Source organism: Paenibacillus sp. P46E, from assembly GCF_001909095.1.
Lineage (GTDB): Bacteria > Bacillota > Bacilli > Paenibacillales > Paenibacillaceae > Paenibacillus_AQ > Paenibacillus_AQ helianthi.
Genome location: NZ_LVYZ01000046.1, coordinates 48,438 through 68,436, shown reverse-complemented (window position 1 = coordinate 68,436; position 19,999 = coordinate 48,438). Strand labels below are relative to the sequence as shown.

Sequence of the window (19,999 nt, the reverse complement as noted above, 5' to 3'; positions counted from 1 at the left end):
GACATAAAAGAGGCTTTTCAGCGTTCGGATCAAGGAAGCTTCTGCAAAAAATCTGCAATTTGCTCCATATAGCCTTTGACCGTGATTTGTCTTGGCGCGAACAGGCTGATCATCACGGCCCGCAGTCTGGAATCCGCCGTTCGGGTAGTCAGCATGGAGTGCTCTGCACCGGGAAAGACCTTGACCGTGAGCAAGGATGGGCTCACCACTGTGCGGTATACCTGCTCCGTTTCCTTCCAGTCCACATTCACATCCTCTTCCCCCAACAGGAGGAGTACAGGAGAGTTGAAGTGCTGCAGATCGTCAGTCGCATCCGCTCTGAAGTTCTTGCTCACGAAGGTCCAGCGGTCCCGGGACATCACATCCTCCTGATCCGCTGCTTTTACATATTCTTCGTACGTTGCATTCTTTGCCAGAAGCTCCTTGATTTGCTGTTCATACGCTACTTGTGCGGAAATCGCATCCCCGGAATATCCGTCCTTCGCCATTTGCATCCGCGTATTGTACTCCCCCTGGGTTAACCAGTTGATCGCCGGAGATACCAGAATACTGAAGGCAAGCGGCTCCTTCCCGGCAAGCTTCGGAATCACCCATCCAGCCTGGCTGGCTCCCCACACACCTATCCGTGAGGGATCAATCATCGGCTGTGTTCTCGCCCAGGCCAGCGCCTGGCGTGCTTCTTCCACGCGGTCATCTATGCTCTGATCGAGCCAATTCCCTGCGGATCCGTCAATGCCTCTCTTGTTCAGCGACAGCGAAGCATAGCCCTGGGCAGCAAGCCGCTCCCATAGCGGCTTATATCCATCCCCGTGAGAAGCATTAACCGGCCCGTCACCGTGAATGAACAACACAAGTCCCAGCTTACCGGAAGCGTTCTTCGGCAGGACAAGCGTACCGGTCAGCTTGCCTTGGGGAGAGTCGATCTCAATGGACTGCTCCCTCATGTCAAAGCTGTTTTGCTGGAATACATACAGCACCGCGCCCGTACAGAGCAGCACAATAACCAGGAGTAATATTCCTATTATTCTTTTCATAAGGACTCCTCTCCGGCTCTATGCTCTGTGGGTTCGAGTGGCAAAATCATATATTCCCATTGCCATTCACGAACAAGAACATACAGCAACAGACGGTGCTGTTCCTCTTGCGTATGGAAGGAAACTTGTTCATATAGCCGCTTGGCACCTGCATTATTACCGGAGACATGGAGGCTCAGGAAAGTCCATTGCGGCTGGCAAACCGCATAAGCGTGCGCCCATTGCAGCAGCAGCTTGCCTGTCCCCTTCCCGCGATGCAGCGGATGGACAGACAGATCGGCAATATAGCATTCTCCGTCCTGCGGCTCATGGCTCAAAACGTGTAACGCGGTCAACAGCTTGAATACCTTCCACCTCCCGAACCGGGCCAATTCCCTCATCTCTGAGAGTCTTGCAGATGGAAGGGGTGCCGTAGTATCATCGCCTGCACCCGGTTTCCATTTGAGGCACAGCGTTCCAATCACCGTTTCTTCATGAATTGCTACCACACGTTGACTTGACTGTTCTCCCGGAAAGGCATCCAGCAACTCTTCGAACAAGAGAGCCAGATCGCCCTCCCCCATCCGGGTTAAGGGAGAAAACTTGCCGCTGAACGCGTGCACAAGAAGTTGGCTGACCTGCCGGTTGTACTTGGCCTGCATCGGTTCAATTGTGAAGGAGGATTTCATCATGCGGATACCATCCGCTGCAGCAGCTCGTAATGAAGCTTATCCTGACTGAACAGGGAGAGATACGATTTCTCAATGAGGATTAGAGGTCCTGCGGAAATATAGGCATGCTCTGCCGCATATTCGCCAAACCGGACGATCTGTTGAGCCAGTTCATCCTCCCGGGACACCTGAAACGGGGAGCACAGATACTCTCCTGCAGCCAGCACCAGATCTACCGTTTCCGTGGCTTCCGTGACTTCCGTGCAAAGTACAGCGGAACCGGTGCCTTCATACACATAATGAATGTCTGCTTCAAACAGATTCAGGGCAGGCTTGGCATACTCCGCAAGCTGTCTCGCCTGTAGGGCAGACTGTTCGTTAAGCTCGAACCACCGCTTCAAATTTACGGATTCCCGCCGCACTACCCGGTAAGCCGTGGTATCCTGGCTGAAATCATCGTGCTCATGCAGTACCTTGCCAATAAACTGCTCAAGCTGCTGAAGCCGGAGAATCTCGGATTGCGTATCTTCCAAAGAGTTCTGGAGCATTTGCCGGACCTCATCCGGCCCAAAGTCTGTCATACATTCCTTGACGTTCTGGACCGGCAGTCCCAGCTTCCGCAGCAGCATAATATGGGCCAGCTGATAGATCTGGTCGATGCCGTACCTCCGGTACTGGTTGTCTTCAGTATAAGAAGGCAGAAGTACACCCTTTTCCTCAAAATAGCGGATCTGATGCACCGACACATTCATAAGCTTGGCTAGTTCACTAATGGTGATCTCACTCTTCATTAACTTCACTCCCACCGTTCTGGATATCTGTAAAGATACACCTTAGGTCAGACCTAAGGTCAAGAGTGGAACATCCTACAGCCATTCCTCGGTCAAAAGCTTCTTTAGCAGTTCAACCTGCTCCTGCCCTAAGCGATCTATGATCTGCCGCTCCATCTCTACCTTAATCTCCAGCATGCTGCGGCATGCCTCAGACCCTTTTCTGGTTAGAGTGATGTGCTTGTCCCGGGCGTTGCCAACGACCTGGGTGATCTTGACGTATTCTTCGGCAAGCAGGCCGTTGATGCATTTCTGTCCGCCCTGCCGGGAAATATGGATTAATCGGCTAACTTCTGAAATAGATAAAACAGTATGCAGGTCAAGCATGGCCAATATATGAGTTTCGGTCTTATTAAGCGGGTAGCTGCTCCGCCCGTTCACCTCTTCCCGCAAAGCCTTATGCTTTTCGCTGATTAAGTCAATTAAATTCAGGTTTTGTATATAATCCTTCATCTGTCCGGCCTCCAAATATACAGGTGATTTAAGTGTATCACTTTCAGGACGTTTTTTGTCAACTTGGTTGACGATTAATTCGGGGTCTGTTACTATGATCGCAGTCACAAAATTATATTTCAAGGGAGTTTGGGCAATGGGAAAGAATAAAAAAGAGGCTTTGATCTTTACGGCAATCATGTGTACGTTAATGGTGCTCTTCATGAGCATTTATAATGTAGTTCTCTTTACTGGCTGGACCAGCAGCGTCATTACGGAGGTAGCCATCGGCTTTGTCCCCGCACTAATTGTCGGCCTGTTCATGGATGTGGTGGTAGTCAGCAGAGTAGCCAAAGGAATCGCGTTCAAGCTCGTCAAACCGACTGATCCAACCATCAAGAAGGTACTTACCATCTCCTTCTTCATGGTCTGCGGCATGGTGCTGTGCATGTCCCTATATGGTACCCTGGCACACTACGGATTTAGCGGCAACTTCTTCGCCCATTACTTTTCAACGGTGGGACTCAATTTCATCTGCGCGCTGCCCCTTCAGCTCATTGTAGTCGGTCCGCTCACCCGGCTCCTGTTCATGAGGATTTTTCCGGTACCTGCTCATGCGGCTGCATAACATGTAAGCTGCAGTTGAAAGGTAAGTCAACATGCGAGATTAAGGAAGATCAATCTCATTGATTAAGGATTACAGTTGAGTACACCACACGTAAAAAGGACCTGGTTAGGAATTAATTAACCAAGTCTTTTTTTGCGCCAAGCTCTACCATGCATACCAACTGATCTCTATCGTTCATCTCTGTACACAATGATTGGGTTTGGAGGTAGATTTATTATTTAGAATAGGGTGTTATTCCCTTTGTATACAGGTTATCCATTAGCCCGAAAAATTCCTCCGGCGATAAATCCTTTTCCCGCTGAAGCCACAGACGAAATAAAGAAAGTGATGTGGAGATGTGAAACTCAATCAAGTAGGGCGTTATGGAATGGTTTGACGGCAAGCTTAAATCCAGTCTGTCAAGGGTCATTTCTTTTTTTAGGCGTTCTAAAAAACGAAGACTTCCATAGTCCCCCAAGAGCGCCTTAAGCACCGAGAGATGTTCCCTGTCTTCCAAACAATGAAGCGCATTCTGAACATTGTAGGTAGATAGCTCATTATTCGCCAATTCTTCTTTGATGTAGCTCAATAAGTCATTCTCAACAAAGTCTAACAATTCGTAAATATCCGTAAAGTATTGATAAAAGGTGCTGCGGTTATATCCCGCCTTATTCGCAATCTCCTGAATGGATATTTTTTCAATCGGCTTTTGACTGTATAACTCACAAAAAACATCTATGAAGTTTCGTCTTGTTTTTTCCGTGGTTTCTGGCTGCTTTTTCATTTTACACTCCTATCGAGAACAAGAATATCATCCGACAAATCATAAAAAACTGATGGTTGATCAAAGAATAATAAAGATCTATGATCACATCATACAACATGTTGTCTGATAATCAAATGATCGTGTTAAAAAAATAGGGGTGATTCTTATGTCAGCAAAACAAAATAGAATTTTAATTTTTGGTGCAGGTGTTATAGGGAGCGCATACGCAATCAAATTCATTGAAGCAGGGATTGACGTTACTCTGTTTGCACGTTCTGACAGGTTAAAAACATTGAAAGAAAATGGCCTGCAATATTATGAAAAAGGTGCGGTTAAGTCTATAAAAGTAAATGTCATTGATACGCTTGAACATGATGATGTATATGATTTTATTTTCGTTACCGTCCGTTACGATCAATCCGAATCAGCGTTGCTGGCACTTAAAGACAATCAAAGCAAAAATATTGTTACAATGACCAACAATTCAATTGGATTTTCTTCGTGGCTGGATATTATTGGAGACCGGCTTTTACCCGCTTTTCCTGGTGCCGGCGGACAGATTAAAGAGGGGATTCTGTATGCCCGGTTCCCGCCAAAGATTCTGATAGCTACTAAGTTTGGAGAAATAAGCGGTGAAGTGACCGAACGTGTAGAAAACCTCGCACAATTATTTAAAACAGCAAAGCTTTCCTGCACAATTCATAAGGACATGAAATCATATCTGATAACTCATTCCGTATCGGACATTGCGTTGCTTAGTGTTCTACATGTAGGAAATAAGATAATCGACGAAAAAACAGTTAGAACCAGAAAAACGGCACACCAAATAACCCTCACTCTAAAAACGTATTTAAGGGCCATCCAAAAAGCTGGCGTTGCCATTCATCCTTCTGTATTTAAAATGGTGCTTAAACTCCCAAATTGGGTGTTGGATTTGTTCTTTATGATCTGGCTGCGGACAAAAATGGTGAAGGATATGCTGCTGCCGGATTATGCGAATAGTGCTAATAAGGAAATTGTGCAGCTAAATAACGATTTATTGAAGCTTCTAAATCAAAATGATATCGATCTGGAAATACATGCTTAGTGATTTCTGTTCGTTCAAAATAAGCATAACCGCGCTGAGCTAACGGGAAACGTTTTTTCAATAAAACAGCAGCAGTCAGGGACTTCATTTGTCGTCCTTGACTGCCGCTGTTTTTTATTAGGAGTCATCTATTGGCAGGAAGAATTTCAATGCGCCTCAATCAGCGGATGAATCCCAAACCTATCTACCTGCCAGTCTGCTCCTGACCGCAGCCGCAGCTCCGATGGCTCCAGCTTGATTGCCTAAGGCCGCCTGCCTGATGATGACCGGTTGATGGGGAGCATAGCGGCTGACCCGATGGGTAATCTCCTGGACATATCCAGCATTCTTCTCCACGACACCGCCACCGAGAATGATTAGATGAAGGTCCAGAGTGATCGTTATGTTCTTAATGACAACCGACATCTGGTCATAAGACTTGTTCAAAATCTGCACAGCGGCTGCATCCTCCTGTGCCGCTGCTGCAAATACATGCTCCGCCCGGACCGGTCCGTTCCCCGCGATTTGCCGGATCAGGGAGAAACGGCTGTCCTCAAGCAGATAATCGGCAGCCTTCTGGCCAATCCCTGTACCGGACACAGCCATTTCAAAAGGCCCGAATTCACTGTTCTCCGAATCGGCCGAAGCAAGGTCTGCTTCCGGTTCAAGAATCAAGTAACCAATCTCGCCGGCCGAAAATCCGGCCCCCCGGTACAGCTGCCCGTTCAAAAACATAGCTCCGCCAATCCCCGTTCCTACCGTAATCATCATAAAATGCTCAGAGCCGGCGGCGGCTCCGGCAGCATGCTCTCCAAGCGCCGCCATATTCACATCGTTATCCAGCACAATAATTCCCGGATAATGGGCTGCGATGACCGGACGGATATCTATGGCAGGCCAATTCAGTGCAGGGGCACTGGATAGAATCCCCGTGGATTCATTCATCACCCCGGGAAACCCGATGCCAATTCCGCTTAGTGAGGCAAGACCGCCTCCATTTGCTGCACAGAACTGCGCTAACTCATCAAACAACCAGGCGAAGAATAACCGGGGATCACGCGTAAGTTGCGTCTCCAGCTTATGCTGCGCCAGGATATTTCCTTCTTCGTCAACCAGGCATAACAGCGTTTTGGTTCCGCCCACATCGATTCCGGCACTATGAATGTTCATTTCAGCAACCCTCCAGATTCTATTGATTATGTCTAAAGCGTCCATTCTTCACGGAGGCGGCGAAAGGCAGCCTGCACCGCCATTTGAATGGCTCCGGTAACGACATCCATCTCCCGGTGGCATGAGACTGCCAGGCGCGGGTTGCGGTCCAGCCCGGTTAACCGGGCTTCCAGCCGGTGAAGCAATACGTCTCCGTTGCTGCCAAGTCCTCCACCCAAAACAATTGAATCCGGAGCGATTACAGCACAAATATTGGTTAATGCCTCTGCCAGCATTCCGCTATACGCGTCCATTACAGACTGTGCCACAGGATCACCCTTTCTGACCTTTTCGAACAATCTCTCGGGAGAGATTCCGGGTTCAGAGCTGAAGGAATCCGGCTTCCCGTCCTGCTCTCCTGTTATAGCGGAGGTAAGCCTTAGAAGTCCCTTGGCAGAAAGAACATCCTCCAGCCTCCCGGCACTGAGCCTCATATTGGCTAATTCCCCTGCTCCTCCGCCCAAGCCGCGGTAGATTGCACCATCAATAATGATGCCTCCCCCGGTTCCCTCGCCTAACGAGAAGTATAAAAGTGAGCCCCCTCCTCCGGCATCGGCGGTTAAGGAATGCTCCGCGAGTGCCGCCAGATTCACATCATTTTCAGTAATGACAGGGACGGGAAAAAGCCGGGTTAAGTTGGCAAGCTCCAATGTAGTTTCGAGGCCCTTCAGCGGTGAAACCAGCCTAGACACTTCACCGCCGGCAGGGTCTACGACCCCTGGAATTCCGATAGCGGCAGCCTTAATCCTGTCCCATGCTACGCCGTACTCCTTAAGCAGCCCTTCCAGGCTTTGAACCAAAAAGGTCTGGAACTCTGTAGCCGTCAGGCTTCCTTCAGGCATTGCGAGCTGTTGGTACTGGACAATCTGCCCTCCCATATCAGCCAGTGCCATCCTGATCCGTGTAGCCCCCAGATCAACGCCGGCCACATAAAAGCAATGGGTATTGAATTCAAGCCAGGTTGCCTTTCTCCCCTGGGAGTTGTCGGCCCTGCCCGTCTCCCGGACCAGTCCACGCCCGATGAGATGAGTGATGGCTGAGGATACGGTTGGTTTGCTTAACCCGGTCTGACGGCTGAGATCAGCCCGTGATTGCGGTTCCCCACCTATGATCTCATTCAGAATCAGCAATTCATTCAGATTGCGCATGGTTTGCGGCGTACCTGCAGATTGGTTTTTCATTGTTCATCCTTCTCGGTATAGTTAGTTAATTTTATTAACTAACTATACCTGCTGGCCCTATACTTTTCTAGCCCCCAAGAAAAGTATTTCTTTCTCATAGCTCCCTGGGGGCTTGGTTCTTCTATGCTTCCACCAATCCCTCTCTCATCAAGCCGTATAGAACAATATCACTCATCGCCTTAATGCCGGATAATGGTACCAATCGAATAGGCATCAGGTATGTTTTGAAAATAGCGCCTGTGTCACGTCCAATCACTCTCACACCAACTTACATATTTTATGAATAGAACAAATACGTTACAAGGAGCTGATTACTGTGACCCAGATTCTCGATTTCAGTAAAAGTGTTGCCGCCAGCTTCAGCCAGTCGATCTCGATTCCCATTCTTGCATCGCCTTCAAGCAATACGCTCGCTCAATTCGGTTTGGCAACAGGGCAGGGCGGCAATGTGTGGCTGAGCGCGTCCGTCGGTGTCCAGAATACGATGGGAAGTCCAGATTTGCTGTTCACTATTTTACGGGGAAGCACAGCAGTGTTTACGATTACGGCGAGTGCGCTGAATATCAATCAATATGATCCGATCAGCTTCTCTTTTGTCGACAGTAACTTGACCGCTGGCTATTTCGCCTATACCCTTACCGTTGCGCAGTTGAATTCTGCTGTTCTGAACAGTGCAAATCTGGTAGGTCCCGTGTTATTTTCGGGCCTTTCCCTGTTGTGACTGCCATGACACAAATTATTGATCTGGGTAAAAGCATCCCGTCCAGCTTCTCTCAGTCCACCTCATTATCTGTATTAGCTTTGCCAAGCAGCCTCATTCTTGGACAATTCGGGTTGAATGTCGCCACAGGAGGATCGGTGCAGCTTGAAGCCACAATCGGTCTGCAGAGCACCGGCACTAATTCCCCGGATGTTCTCTTCACTATCGTACGCAATGCGGTGCAGATCAGCACCTTCCAGTCCAGTGGTACAGCTGTGAATGCTTTTGATGCGGTGAAATTATCTTATGTGGACTCCGGGCTGGCTTCGGGTTACTACGCTTATGCAATCATCGCGTCTTCTGTATCGGGCGGAAATATCCCCAACGTTGTGGGACCTATTGTATTTATGGGTTTGTCCATTCTTTAAACTCCACAGAGGGAGTTTCGTCTCTCTCTGTGTTATACATATTTTGGATTATTGGCATAGGACAAAATGAATCCACATACTTTTTACCAAATGTCGTTAATCAGGCCGGAAGGAGTTCATGCGATGCCTTTTACAACGGGAGCGGTATACAATCCTCCAACAGGCTCCACCCATTTGGACCGTATTCAAATCTCCTGCTTAAACGATTCCATTATTTCCCCCATTAATCTCACCTTGCAGATTTTTCAGTTCCGTGGAGCGAGCTTCACACGTGTTGCTGTCGGAGAAACCCTTTTCCAGCTTAATCCCCAGCAGCTTGTTGCCCAGACCTATTCAGTTACGCTTGCCGATTATTATGAGGTCCAAGTCAATTTCTACAGTGCAGTAGATACCATTATTAACATCTTTGCGCTGGATGCGAGCGGAAACACTCTGGATCGGATTCTGCAGCCTGAACTTACATATATTGACCGGTTATCGATTATTTCTACCTAAAATGAGGTGATCCATTGGCTAACGTGAACATAACTGCGGCTTTGCCGGGGAATCATATCGAGCCCTCGATAGCAGTAAATACGCTGGACCCGAATATTCTGTGTGTGGTCGCGGTGGAAGACAGTACAGGAACCGCATTAACAGGCTTCTACCGTTCGATCGACGGAGGAGCAACTTGGTCAAATACCGTATTGCCGCAAGCACCAGGGTACATGAGCGCAGAAGCCCCGACAATCGATTATACGTTTCCCGGCACATTCATCGTGGCGGTTCATTACTTCAATGAATATATGGATGGAACGATTGCTACCTACACTTCTTTTGATAACGGAGTAACGTTCAATCCCCCTGTCATTGTACAGCAAGGGTTCGGATTATATGTTCACAATGATGAACCTTATATCGCTGTTGACCGTTCTCCCTCCAGTCCGTACCGGGGAAATGCATATGTAGGCTATACGCCCATTTACGACCTTTCCCAGAACTCGGCTATCTTTTTCCAACGTTCTCTGGATCAGGGACTCACTTGGGAACGGCCGCTGCGCATATCCGATCCCAGAGGCGAGCTTGACCGGGCTGCTCTTGCCGTCGGCCTCGCCGGAGAGCTGTATGTCGGTTATATTCAGACCCGCTCCAACCTCCCGACGAATGCATATATCAGAGTATCTCTGGATGGAGGTGTTTCCTTCAACCCTCCCGTGATCCTGGGAGCTACGTTCATCGCCAGTACAGTTCCAGTGCCGAGTCCTCTGCCCGTGCCGAATTACGCGTTCCGGGTACAGACGAACCTCAGCTTGGGGACCGACATTTCCGCCGGACAGTTCGGGGGGTTTGTGTATGCGGTCTGGAATGATTTCCGTCTGGGCTATGCGGATGTCTTTTTTTCCCGTTCCCCGGATGGATTGCTGTGGTCCTCGCCTATTAGTATCACAGGAGCACCGGCGGGCTCACAGAACTTCTCCCCTTCCATTACCGTCTCCCCCTCGAACGGAACCATACGGGTGATTTATTACACCAACCGGGTGGACGGATTTCTATTGGATGTTTTTGTCGCCGAGTCTTTCAATGCCGGCGTCTCCTTCGCCAATCGGCGGATATCCGATGTTTCCACCAATCCAAACGGCAATTCTCCCACGCCTGTTCCGCTGATTGGCGACTATATTACTGCAGCTACCAAATTCCCGGATACGCTGGCCGCGGTCTGGAACGATTCGAGACTGGGCAAGCAGGATATCATTTACGGAAATTGAGAACTTCACACGAATTTGCACGTTAATTTGTGGGATCCCGGACATACTATGCCTAACAGCAGCAGCCCTTTCTATCCGAACCGGATAGAGAGGGCTTTTAATTTCACACTTGTAAATTCCCCGTAAAAGAAAGGCTTAATTTCCAATCCGGCGGCTACAATATACATATTCAAATGATTGGGAGGTCTTTTGTGAAGAACAAGGATTGGATTGTAAATTCTCCGGCAGAGCGTACACCTATTCATCTGGAGGGCCTGCATCATGTCCCTCACAGCAACTGGGCGTACCTCTATGACAAGGACACCTTCCATTTGCGTGTCCGAACCCAGAAGGAGAATGTGAAGCAGGTCTTTGCTCTCACGGGCGACAAATATGATTGGAAGAACTATCATCATGAGCACAGGATGCATAAGATAGTAACCGACCAGCTCTTTGATTATTGGGAAACGGCTGTAAAACCCAAAAATAAGCGCTTCTCTTATGCCTTTCGCTTTCATGCCGGAGAAGAGACCGTCTGGATGACAGAAGAAGGAATCTTCACCAGGCAGCCTGAACCGCCGGAGGGATACTTCGAAAGACCTTATATCCATGAAGTGGATTTGTTTAAAGCCCCGGAATGGGCCAAGTCTGCCGTATTCTATCAGATCATGCCCGACCGGTTCGCCAATGGCAACCCCGGAAATGATCCCGTGAGTATTTCAGCATGGGGAGACGCGCCTACTGTTGAAAGCTTCTTCGGAGGAGATCTCCAAGGAATCATAGACCATTTGGATCATTTGGCTGAGCTGGGGATCACAGCTATATATCTGACCCCAATCTTTGAAGCTCCAAGTAACCATAAATACAATACAACCGATTACAGGAAGGTGGACCCGAATTTTGGTGACCTTGCGGTACTGAAGAATCTGGTCCAAAGCGCTCATGCCCGGCAAATCCGTGTTGTGCTTGATGCCGTGTTTAACCATGTCAGTACACAATCATCCCAATTTCAGGATGTGATTGAACATGGACCACACTCCCCCTATGCCGGCTGGTTCCACATTCATGAGTTTCCTGTCAAGGTAACCGATGGGAAGCCCAACTATGAGGCGTTTGGTTTTTTTGCTGAGATGCCCAAGCTGAATACGGCAAATCCTGAGGCCCGGAAATATCTGCTGGATACCGCTGCTTATTGGATGAACGAAGTAGCGATTGACGGCTGGAGACTGGATGTGGCCAACGAAGTTGACCATACCTTCTGGAGGAGCTTCCGCAGGCTTGTTAAAACCATCAATCCCGACGCTTTTATCATTGGAGAGGTGTGGAGTGATTCTATGCGCTGGCTGCACGGAGATCAATTCGATTCGGTCATGAACTATCCGCTTGCAAGGCGTTTGATTGAATATCTGAATAACGGTGACATTGACGCTCAACGCTTTGGAGCCCAGATTAGCAACCTCCTGATGCGTTACCCGCAGCAAGCCAATGAGGTATTGTTCAACCTGCTCGCGAGTCACGATACTCCACGGATTCTCACCCAGCTGGGCGGGGATGCAAGAAAGCTTAAACTGGCTGCCGCCTTCCTGTTCACTTTTACCGGGACTCCCTGCATTTTGTATGGCGATGAAATCGGTCTTGAGGGGACCGGTGATCCGGATTGCCGCAAATGCATGATCTGGGAAAAAGAGTTCCAGAACCGGGAGCTGTTCGACTGCTACCGGTCTCTGATCCGGCTGCGCGTAACGTTCCCGGCTTTGCAGACAGGCTGTTTCCATGTCCTGAAGGCAGACCCGGGGGAACGCGCTTTTGTATATGAACGCATGGATGAGCATGCACATTTCGTGATTTCATTGAACCCTTCGGAACAGCTTGTTTCCCTGTCCCTTCCGCTGGAAGGAGCATTTCAGGATGTAACCAATAAGGAACAAGTGATTTCAATAGGGGGCAGCTTGCAGCTCCATCTCGAACCTTTCAGTTACCAAATTCTAATTAAGAGGTAAAAGCAGCCCCCGTCTGAACCGGAGACAGCGCATGGGTATGGTCGAGATATATAAAAGCGTTGTAGCGCTTCGAAAGGATGGAGGGTACGTAATTGCCCCGCTCCCGTTCCGGATGGTAGACCACACCAATAGCCCGGTGACCGATAACCTTCTGGTCCAGTACGGTCTCTCCCTGGCTGAACAAGAGCAGCTTGTCTTCTGCCCCATCCCGGTGCAGCAGCTCCTCCCAGCTGTTCTTAATCGCTGGCGGAACCTGCATTTCCTCCGCCGGAGCTCCCCAGGCTCTCCCGGCAACGACCGTCCCCCGGTACGTCCCAAAGCCTACGGCATATACGTCGTTTCCATATTTTTCACGCAGCAATTGTCCTACATTGACCATCTGATCCTGCGTCATATCTGTTGCCCGGGCATCACCAATATGAGTGTTATGCTCCCACACCACTACCCTGGCACCCTCACCATGGAACTCCATCAGCTTCTCCAAGGCTGCAACCATATGGCGGTCCCGGATGTTCCATGAATCGGAGTCATGACGTATCATCGTCCGGTAATAGGATTCCGCCCCCTGTACAGTCATCGCATTGAGCTCAACGCTTAATGCATTCTCCCGGTCAGCCGGATGGGCCTGCTTCCACTCATCCTGAAGTTTGCTTAACAGCGAAACAACCTCCTCCTCACAGCCCTCTCCATATAAAGACGCTGATATCCCATACGACTGCCCCTCCCTGCCGTAAGGTTCAAAGCATTCAAAAGCATGTATAGCCGCTTCCAGGTCCGGGCTGCCTTTAGAAGTAAGATAATTCAGGATTTCATCCATAGACTCCCAAAGACTATACATATCTATGCCGTAAAAGCCAACCTTCTCAGATTCCGGCCGCTCTTGATTATAGCTGCGCAGCCATTCCGCCAATTCCAGAATTTCGCGGTTCGCCCACATCCAGGAGGGCCAGCGGGTATAATCGCTGAGGGCCGCCCGTGCATGGTCTGCCGCATCAGCATACCCTTTGATATAGCGGTTAAGTGTATAGCAGGAGGGCCAGTCCCCTTCTACCGCGATGAAGCGGAAGCCTTCTTCTGCGATAAGACGTTTGGTCAGCCCGGCACGAACGCTGTAGAACTCTGAGGTTCCATGTGATGCTTCTCCGAGCAGAACATAACTTGCGCTTTTGGCCTCAGCGATCAGACTGTCATATGATTCATCGCTCCCCCAAGGCTGAGCGAGCTTCCGTATGGATTGCATAAGGGTTGAATCATTCATTCGCCGTCATCCTCCAGTTGTAATTTCATTTTTGGGTTCCATTAGTCCCGGTTTCCCCGACTTCCTGCCCGGACAGGCAGCTGCCACACATAGCGGTCCGACTGTTTCATCCGCTCGATAATATAGTCATAGTCTGCCTTGTAGGGAGTGATATCTTCGATGCGCTTAAGCGTTCTGATGGAGGTCGCTCTCCCATCCTTGAAGCCTTCCTTGCCAGGAACAAAGAGCACCTCATCATTAAAAAACGAGCCTGTGGGCAAATAATAGCGCATGCCGATAATATTATGGTCTGTATTGACCAGATCCTGCCCAAAAGCCGTAAATCCTTCCGCCTTCAGATCAATGCCCATGATATTGGCTACTGTCGGAAGAATGTCGGTCTGGCCTCCGGTCCGGTCTATAATTCTCCCGCTGAGCTGTCCCGGAAGGTGAATCAGCAACGGCACATTAAAGGCGCTAATGTGCTTATGGTAGGGAATGTTCAGGGCATCGCTGATCTTTTGAGGATTATGCTTTTTCTTATTGAGTCCGAAATGATCCCCGTATATAACAACTACGCTGTTATTCCACAATCCGGTTTGTTTCAGCTTATAGATGAAGGCCCCAAGCGCATAATCGGCATAATGGATAGCTGTAAGATAATCTCCGAGGGTCTTGCCGTCTAATGCCGCATTCAGCTTCAGACGTTTCCTGTCTTCCGGGATCGTATAAGGAGAGTGGCTGGAGACGGTAACCAACTGGGCATAGAACGTTTGATGCTTCCGCGTCAAAGCGTTCAGCTTGTTGAAAGCTACGCGGTAGAGCTCCTCGTCCGAGGCCCCGAAACGGTTAAACTTCTCTTTGCGAAAATAAGGCTGGTCATAATAGGCGTCGAAGCCCAGTGCCGGGTACAATTGATTCCGGTCCCAAAAGCTCACATCATTCACATGAAACGTATTCGCGGTATATCCCCGCTTATGCAGCAATCTGCTCCAGACCGGATTCAGACTCCGCCCTCTTGTAGGAATGCCAGAAAATAAGCGCAATACTTACAAGAAATACTGTCACCAGCACAGATGCTTTTCGGATAGAGAACTTTCCCAATCGATTCGTCTCTCCTCTCCTTCCTGATCAGTTACCGCGCCCGCTGGCGATGCCATGGATTCTTCATGCCTTTCCCGGATCTGAAAGAATTATTATCCTTAGGGTTTCCGCCTTCACTGGGCTTTACTGCGAACAAGGTTAGCAGCCCCCCCACAGTCCCGACCGCTGCCATCGTTCCGAACATTACCCAGTGTCCTCTGGTCATTAGAAGAGAAACAACGGGCGGACCCAGAGCTACTCCGATGAAGCGCATACTGCTGTACAGAGACGTAATGGTACCCCGGTTCTCCTTTTCGATACTCTCCGTAATCAAAGCGTCCATACAGGGCAAAGCCACGCCAATGCCGATACCACTGAGACTCAGGAATCCGACCATGAAATAAATATTGCTGTTGAACCCTGTGATGACCATGGCTGCTGTCAGCAGGACCATGCCTCCGAATCCCAGCCATTTCATCCGCAGCTTGTTCTGGCCGATAATCTTGCCGCTGCCGTAAGAAGCCAGACAGAGTAAGGCCAGTGGAATCGCCAGAACGAAGCCCTTGGCGGAGCCGTGAAGGTTGTATTTGGCCTCCAGGGTTTCCGATAAGTAGAATAACACTCCAAACGTTACGAACATGCAAATCCCGCCGACTGCAAAAATCGAATACAACCAGCGGCCTTTTTCATGCAGAATCTCCTTGATTCCTTTTAAGAACTGTCCCAGCGCTTTTTTCTCAGCCTGCCCTTCAGATTTCGGCTCCTTCACAAGCAAGATCATTAGGACAAAGGAGACCAGACAGAGAATCGGGATCGCAATAAACGGAGCATACCAAAGTACCGTACCCAGATATGCGCCTAGAATGGGACTAAGCACTTTGCCGAAGGTATTCGAGGTCTCCACGACACCCAAGCCTCTGCTGACTTCTTTCTCATCCTTGAACAAATCCCCGACAAAAGGAATGACAATCGGGAAGGCTCCGGCAGCCCCGATCCCCTGGACAAAGCGCCCCCCCAGAATAACCCAGTATGCAGTGACACCCTCCAAAAACCATGCAGCGGCAACACAACCGGCCCCGCCCAGAGCAGCAATGATCAAGCTTGGCAGAATAACCTTTTTACGCCCAAATCGGTCGGATAAATATCCTGCAATCGGAATCATCAGGATTGCTATTAGTCCGTAAACGGTGATAATCATACTGACCTGAAAAGCGCTGATCCCGAGTTCCCCGGATATTTGTGGCAGAATAGGCAGCAGCATGGAGTTGCCTAATGTCATGATCAGCGGGATGGAAGCAAGTGCAACCAGTGCCCCTTTCTTTCCCTTCATGGTAGAACCACCTTTATTGTTATTCACATGTTGATATTGTGGTTTCTTGCGCAGGAATTCATACGCTTTGCTTCCTTGGGAAATTTCTAACTCTGTGACAAGATGCAGAATAAACATGCGGTCTCAGGGGAAGATACCTCACAAGAAAATATGCCCAGTCCCGAATAGGCTAACGCATACCGCTTAGGAGGGATTGGGATTGTATACTTACGAGACAAATACTCAGCAACACCAGCATTTGGCTTGACGTGAAACGATGGAGCTGCACGAATTGACGGCTTTTCAGAGCAACCAGCTGATGCACCCAAGGAACACGGAACAGTCTCAAGGATATGGATCTGACCGCATTCTATGTGGGACAGCTGCTTGGATTCGCCAAGACCGCCGTCCGCAGTTATGCGATCGGGATTACCGAAACAGCCACACCGCTGCTTAGAGCCACTCTGCAAAAACAATTGAATGCATGTATCACCCTGCATGGCAAGGTCTTCTACTTTATGCTGGATCGCGGCCTGTATCCCTCTTACGATCTCCCCAAGCTGCTTTCCAACGATGTGGCTACGGCAAACAATGCCTTGTCCTTGTAGCAGAGCAGACTCAAAAAGGCCCCCGGTTTTTTCGGCGGGCCTTCATTTGTTGTCCTATAACCAGTCCTTACAGAATATTCTAGCTACAGAGTAGTATAAGGAGGGCGGGCACTATTAATGTATTCATAGGATATATCTTTCTGGGGCTGTCGCTTTCAGCACCGATTGGACCGATTAACGCTGCACAATTGGACAAGGGTATCCGGGGAGGATTTATGCACGCCTGGTTTGTCGGGCTTGGAGCCATAAGTGCAGATATCATTTACATGTTTCTGGTCTATTTCGGTATTATCCATCTGCTCGATGCGCCATTTGTCAAAGCGTTTTTATGGTTATTCGGATTTTTTGTGCTGGTATACACAGGAGTGGAGAGTATCAAAAATGCAGGCATCATCGAAGCCTCAGAAATGAGAAGCAGTGAGACCTCCCTTTCCAAATCTTTTCTGGCCGGATTCCTGATGTCTTTATTCAATCCGCTCTCCATCCTGTTCTGGCTGGGCATTTACGGCTCCATCCTGGCAAAAGCCGCCAGCGAGTATCCGATGCATCAGTTGCTGATGTACAGCGGTGCTATTGTACTGGGAATTCTGTTCTGGGATGTATCCATGGCGGCAGCGTCCAGTGTATTCCGCCGCCTGCTTACCCCCCAGGTGCTCAAGGCCATCTCAGTGCTCTCCGGATTGTCGCTGGTCGGCTTTGGCTTCTATTTTGGGGTACAAGCCATGCGGCTTCTATTTTTTCATTAAAAGCTTACTTTTGCGCATACGCATGCGGATGCCTTTAATTTTGAACTGCGGGCCTCCATCCAGTCTCTGAAACTCGTCTTCCTGTTTCTCCGGATGACGGTGTCCGGAGGAAGCGGCCTCTCTCTTCTTGCGTACCTTATGCACGATAAGATCACTTGCCGCGATCAGGGACACCAGCAGCAGACTGATGTAGAAGCCGGGCCGGCTGAGCTTATGGAAGAGTGTACCGGCCACAGCGGCACCAATAAGAACCAGACCTGTCCAGCGCTTAAATCCGCTTAACTTCGCCGCTTGGAGCAGCTTCCCTGATGACAGCAGAATAAAAGCCCAGTTGTACAAAAGCATTAATCCGGCAGCTGTAGTGATGTATTCATATACCTTCCCCGGCAATAGCAGGGACATCACTATCGCTGCGATTAGTCCCACAGAGATCAGGCACATGGCCATCAAAGGATATTTACCTTTTAACTTCCGAGAAAAAAGCTGTGGCGCATCCCCTTCCTGTGCAAGGGTGAGCATCATCGATGTCACCGCATAGAGCGAAGCGGTCATCGTCGAGAATCCGGCGATAATCAGTACACCATTGAACAGATGCGGTATAAAAGCCAGATGATCACTGGCCAAGGCAAGCACAAACGGACTTTCCTTGGGATTAAAAGCATTTAGGGGCACCATGGTCACTACGAGGCCAATCGATACAACATATACCGCAGTCAACAGCAGGAGCATCACTTTCCCTGCTTTTGGCGCCTCTTCGGGCTTGCTCAGCCGATAGGACATGATTCCCAGCACCTCAATACCGCCGTAAGCATAGAAAGCAAAGATAAAAGCAGACCACAGGCCAATCCCCCCGGCCGGAAACAATGCCGCAGACGTAAGCGGAAGTTTAGGTGTATATTTACCGCCCCCGATCCATCCCGCCAGCAAAGCCGCCGCCAGCACCATAAACATCAGAATGGCAGCCACCTTGATGACAGCCAGCACATTTTCAACACGGTCAAACCCCTTATTTCCGAAGAATACAATCAATAGACCCGTTAAACCAAAACCTGCAGCAAAGATCCACATCGGCACATCCGGAAACCAGAACCGGGCAAAGATTGACAAGGCCGTAAGCTGGCTCCCCATGATCAGCAGCTCCGAGAACCAGTAGACCCAGCCGCTGGCAAAGCCTGCCCAGCTCCCAAAGGCCTTTTTGGCATAGGAACGGAATGATCCTTGCTCCGGATGATCTGCCGTCATGCGTGATAACGCATCAAAGACTACATAAGTTCCAGCAGCAGCAAGAATGTAGGCAAGTAAAACTGCGGGTCCTCCTATGGAGATTGCCAGACCGGAACCCAGGAAGTAACCGGTACCAATCGTACCCGCAACGCCGAGCAGGCTAAGCTGCCACCATTTCAGTTTTTTGTCTTCTTTTGCATGGCTGGAAGCTTGGTCCAAATGAATTCAGTCCTCACCTGTTTGGAATTTTGAGACGCTTACCGTCTTTAGGCTACCCACACCTATTCAATTTCATTAGGCGGACAGGCATTTATCATTCCAAACCATGATGCTATGATGTACGGAGGAGGAATAGCTCTAATGGACACTAGCAAATATGAGAACCTTGTTCCGAAGGTCTTTCTGTTCGTTGACCGGAGATGCTTCCCGGACTGGGAGATTGGCCGCAGCCTAATTGATTTTCACGATCTGACATTCATTCTGGAAGGCCAGGCAGATTATTATATCAACGGAGAGAAATTCACTCTAAAAGCGGGCGACATGCTCTATGCACCTCCCGGCAGTATCCGGGAAGCCCAAACCTGTAAGGAATCGCCGATGCATTCCTATGCCTTTAATTTTTTCTGGGAAGGCCCGGATAATCCTATCCGGCTTCCTTTTGAGACGGTAACCAGGAACTGGAGGACCAAAGAGATCCTGGAGGATATCAGGGAATTCTCGCATGTGTGGATGGGCAAGCAGCCTTTGTACCGGATGAAAAGCCGGGCCATCTTCCAGCTGATCGTATACCGGCTGCTCAGCATCGCCCACCATCATCAGACGCCAATTCTTGATCCCAGAGTACATAAAGTAATGGCCTATATCATGGATCACTATGCCGAGGATGTGACGATTGCAGATTTGGCCCAGGGGGTCGGCCTGAATCCTGTCTACCTGGGCAAGCTGTTCAAGCAGAACACGGGCTTAACCTGCAAAGAATTTATGAACAAGGTGCGGGTGAATAACGCGGAAATGATTTTGTCGGCAGGCGGTTTTAATGTGTCTGAAGTCGCGGAGCATTGCGGGTATCATGATGTCGCTTATTTCAGCAATGTCTTCAAGAACATCAAGGGCTATCCTCCGTCATCCGCCTTAAAATAACGGAGAACCCAGGGCCAGCAGGGTA

22 protein-coding genes are annotated in these 19,999 nt (G+C 49.4%); 10 read left to right on the top strand and 12 right to left on the bottom strand.

The window, feature by feature from the left end:
* Window positions 1-29: 29 nt before the first annotated feature.
* The 4 genes from A3849_RS17635 to A3849_RS17620 form a co-directional block, all read right to left on the bottom strand.
* The gene (locus A3849_RS17635; RefSeq protein ID WP_074112597.1) at window positions 30-1,034 is read right to left on the bottom strand and encodes an alpha/beta hydrolase family protein; all 1,005 of its coding nucleotides are present in this window, start codon (window positions 1,032-1,034) and stop codon (window positions 30-32) included.
* Complete coding sequence (locus tag A3849_RS17630) at window positions 1,031-1,705, bottom strand: GNAT family N-acetyltransferase (protein WP_074112596.1); 675 nt, start codon at window positions 1,703-1,705, stop codon at window positions 1,031-1,033. The genes A3849_RS17635 and A3849_RS17630 overlap by 4 nt, the downstream gene beginning before the upstream one ends.
* Window positions 1,702-2,475, bottom strand: a complete 774-nt coding sequence (locus tag A3849_RS17625; protein ID WP_074112595.1) for a MerR family transcriptional regulator — start codon at window positions 2,473-2,475, stop codon at window positions 1,702-1,704. The genes A3849_RS17630 and A3849_RS17625 overlap by 4 nt, the downstream gene beginning before the upstream one ends.
* Before the next feature lie 75 nt (window positions 2,476-2,550).
* Entirely contained in the window at window positions 2,551-2,967 is a 417-nt protein-coding gene (locus tag A3849_RS17620) for a MarR family winged helix-turn-helix transcriptional regulator (protein ID WP_074112594.1), read from the bottom strand.
* 136 nt (window positions 2,968-3,103) lie between these two features.
* Between A3849_RS17620 and A3849_RS17615 the strand changes: the two genes are divergently transcribed.
* The gene (locus A3849_RS17615) at window positions 3,104-3,574 is read left to right on the top strand and encodes a DUF2798 domain-containing protein (RefSeq protein ID WP_074112593.1); all 471 of its coding nucleotides are present in this window, start codon (window positions 3,104-3,106) and stop codon (window positions 3,572-3,574) included.
* A gap of 214 nt (window positions 3,575-3,788) precedes the next feature.
* On the opposite strand, the gene A3849_RS17610 is transcribed toward A3849_RS17615, so the two are convergent.
* Window positions 3,789-4,337 (bottom strand): TetR/AcrR family transcriptional regulator, encoded by a 549-nt coding sequence (locus tag A3849_RS17610; RefSeq protein ID WP_074112592.1) that lies wholly within the window; start codon window positions 4,335-4,337, stop codon window positions 3,789-3,791.
* Window positions 4,338-4,485: 148 nt separating this feature from the next.
* On the opposite strand from A3849_RS17610, the gene A3849_RS17605 reads away from it, so the two are divergent.
* Complete coding sequence (locus A3849_RS17605) at window positions 4,486-5,406, top strand: ketopantoate reductase family protein (RefSeq protein WP_074112591.1); 921 nt, start codon at window positions 4,486-4,488, stop codon at window positions 5,404-5,406.
* A gap of 180 nt (window positions 5,407-5,586) precedes the next feature.
* On the opposite strand, the gene A3849_RS17600 is transcribed toward A3849_RS17605, so the two are convergent.
* Both A3849_RS17600 and A3849_RS17595 read right to left on the bottom strand, forming a co-directional pair.
* The gene (locus A3849_RS17600; protein ID WP_074112590.1) at window positions 5,587-6,555 is read right to left on the bottom strand and encodes an ROK family protein; all 969 of its coding nucleotides are present in this window, start codon (window positions 6,553-6,555) and stop codon (window positions 5,587-5,589) included.
* Between the two features lie 32 nt (window positions 6,556-6,587).
* On the bottom strand, window positions 6,588-7,775 hold the full coding sequence (locus A3849_RS17595) for an ROK family transcriptional regulator (protein WP_074112589.1): 1,188 nt from the start codon (window positions 7,773-7,775) through the stop codon (window positions 6,588-6,590).
* A 316-nt stretch (window positions 7,776-8,091) separates the two neighbouring features.
* On the opposite strand from A3849_RS17595, the gene A3849_RS17590 reads away from it, so the two are divergent.
* The 5 genes from A3849_RS17590 (at window position 8,092) to A3849_RS17570 (ending at window position 12,627) form a co-directional block, all read left to right on the top strand.
* Window positions 8,092-8,496, top strand: a complete 405-nt coding sequence (locus tag A3849_RS17590) for a hypothetical protein (RefSeq protein ID WP_074112588.1) — start codon at window positions 8,092-8,094, stop codon at window positions 8,494-8,496.
* A 5-nt stretch (window positions 8,497-8,501) separates the two neighbouring features.
* Entirely contained in the window at window positions 8,502-8,903 is a 402-nt protein-coding gene (locus A3849_RS17585; protein ID WP_143191848.1) for a hypothetical protein, read from the top strand.
* Window positions 8,904-9,026: 123 nt separating this feature from the next.
* Window positions 9,027-9,398, top strand: coding sequence for a hypothetical protein (locus A3849_RS17580; protein WP_074101708.1), 372 nt, complete (start codon window positions 9,027-9,029; stop codon window positions 9,396-9,398).
* 14 nt (window positions 9,399-9,412) lie between these two features.
* Window positions 9,413-10,648, top strand: coding sequence for a sialidase/neuraminidase family protein (locus A3849_RS17575; protein WP_074112586.1), 1,236 nt, complete (start codon window positions 9,413-9,415; stop codon window positions 10,646-10,648).
* Window positions 10,649-10,887: 239 nt separating this feature from the next.
* Window positions 10,888-12,627: an alpha-glycosidase gene (locus A3849_RS17570; RefSeq protein ID WP_074112614.1), complete on the top strand. Its 1,740-nt coding sequence runs from the start codon at window positions 10,888-10,890 to the stop codon at window positions 12,625-12,627.
* Here A3849_RS17570 and A3849_RS17565 read toward each other — a convergent pair.
* Genes A3849_RS17565 through bcbE form a run of 4 tightly spaced genes read right to left on the bottom strand, consistent with a single transcriptional unit; the run spans window position 12,617 to window position 16,277 of the window.
* Entirely contained in the window at window positions 12,617-13,885 is a 1,269-nt protein-coding gene (locus A3849_RS17565; protein WP_074112585.1) for an erythromycin esterase family protein, read from the bottom strand. The genes A3849_RS17570 and A3849_RS17565 overlap by 11 nt on opposite strands.
* A 41-nt stretch (window positions 13,886-13,926) precedes the next feature.
* A complete protein-coding gene (locus A3849_RS17560) occupies window positions 13,927-14,850 on the bottom strand; it encodes an LTA synthase family protein (protein WP_074112584.1) in 924 nt (307 codons plus the stop codon).
* Window positions 14,840-14,968, bottom strand: coding sequence for a hypothetical protein (locus A3849_RS33635; RefSeq protein WP_256700811.1), 129 nt, complete (start codon window positions 14,966-14,968; stop codon window positions 14,840-14,842). The genes A3849_RS17560 and A3849_RS33635 overlap by 11 nt, the downstream gene beginning before the upstream one ends.
* A gap of 31 nt (window positions 14,969-14,999) precedes the next feature.
* Complete coding sequence (gene bcbE, locus A3849_RS17555) at window positions 15,000-16,277, bottom strand: bacillibactin exporter BcbE (protein ID WP_083613564.1); 1,278 nt, start codon at window positions 16,275-16,277, stop codon at window positions 15,000-15,002.
* A 332-nt stretch (window positions 16,278-16,609) separates the two neighbouring features.
* Between bcbE and A3849_RS17550 the strand changes: the two genes are divergently transcribed.
* Together A3849_RS17550 and A3849_RS17545 are read left to right on the top strand one after the other, a co-directional pair.
* Window positions 16,610-16,864 carry a spore coat protein gene (locus tag A3849_RS17550; protein WP_372237777.1) on the top strand — a complete coding sequence of 85 codons (255 nt, stop codon included), beginning with the start codon at window positions 16,610-16,612 and terminating at the stop codon, window positions 16,862-16,864.
* 113 nt (window positions 16,865-16,977) lie between these two features.
* A complete protein-coding gene (locus A3849_RS17545) occupies window positions 16,978-17,610 on the top strand; it encodes a LysE family translocator (RefSeq protein WP_074112582.1) in 633 nt (210 codons plus the stop codon).
* Here A3849_RS17545 and A3849_RS17540 read toward each other — a convergent pair.
* Window positions 17,596-19,053: an amino acid permease gene (locus A3849_RS17540; protein WP_083613561.1), complete on the bottom strand. Its 1,458-nt coding sequence runs from the start codon at window positions 19,051-19,053 to the stop codon at window positions 17,596-17,598. The genes A3849_RS17545 and A3849_RS17540 overlap by 15 nt on opposite strands.
* 141 nt (window positions 19,054-19,194) lie before the next feature.
* On the opposite strand from A3849_RS17540, the gene A3849_RS17535 reads away from it, so the two are divergent.
* Complete coding sequence (locus A3849_RS17535) at window positions 19,195-19,974, top strand: helix-turn-helix transcriptional regulator (protein ID WP_074112581.1); 780 nt, start codon at window positions 19,195-19,197, stop codon at window positions 19,972-19,974.
* The last annotated feature ends 25 nt before the right edge of the window (window positions 19,975-19,999 follow it).

Coding starts and splice junctions, on each gene's coding strand:
- A3849_RS17615 (WP_074112593.1), top strand. CDS start 3,104: ATGGGAAAGAATAAAAAAGAGGCTTTGATCTTTACGGCAATCATGTGT.
- A3849_RS17565 (WP_074112585.1), bottom strand. CDS start 13,885: ATGAATGATTCAACCCTTATGCAATCCATACGGAAGCTCGCTCAGCCT.
- A3849_RS17610 (WP_074112592.1), bottom strand. CDS start 4,337: ATGAAAAAGCAGCCAGAAACCACGGAAAAAACAAGACGAAACTTCATA.
- A3849_RS17630 (WP_074112596.1), bottom strand. CDS start 1,705: ATGATGAAATCCTCCTTCACAATTGAACCGATGCAGGCCAAGTACAAC.
- A3849_RS17585 (WP_143191848.1), top strand. CDS start 8,502: ATGACACAAATTATTGATCTGGGTAAAAGCATCCCGTCCAGCTTCTCT.
- A3849_RS17620 (WP_074112594.1), bottom strand. CDS start 2,967: ATGAAGGATTATATACAAAACCTGAATTTAATTGACTTAATCAGCGAA.
- A3849_RS17595 (WP_074112589.1), bottom strand. CDS start 7,775: ATGAAAAACCAATCTGCAGGTACGCCGCAAACCATGCGCAATCTGAAT.
- bcbE (WP_083613564.1), bottom strand. CDS start 16,277: ATGAAGGGAAAGAAAGGGGCACTGGTTGCACTTGCTTCCATCCCGCTG.
- A3849_RS17550 (WP_372237777.1), top strand. CDS start 16,610: ATGGATCTGACCGCATTCTATGTGGGACAGCTGCTTGGATTCGCCAAG.
- A3849_RS17635 (WP_074112597.1), bottom strand. CDS start 1,034: ATGAAAAGAATAATAGGAATATTACTCCTGGTTATTGTGCTGCTCTGT.
- A3849_RS17625 (WP_074112595.1), bottom strand. CDS start 2,475: ATGAAGAGTGAGATCACCATTAGTGAACTAGCCAAGCTTATGAATGTG.
- A3849_RS17580 (WP_074101708.1), top strand. CDS start 9,027: ATGCCTTTTACAACGGGAGCGGTATACAATCCTCCAACAGGCTCCACC.
- A3849_RS17535 (WP_074112581.1), top strand. CDS start 19,195: ATGGACACTAGCAAATATGAGAACCTTGTTCCGAAGGTCTTTCTGTTC.
- A3849_RS17605 (WP_074112591.1), top strand. CDS start 4,486: ATGTCAGCAAAACAAAATAGAATTTTAATTTTTGGTGCAGGTGTTATA.
- A3849_RS17600 (WP_074112590.1), bottom strand. CDS start 6,555: ATGAACATTCATAGTGCCGGAATCGATGTGGGCGGAACCAAAACGCTG.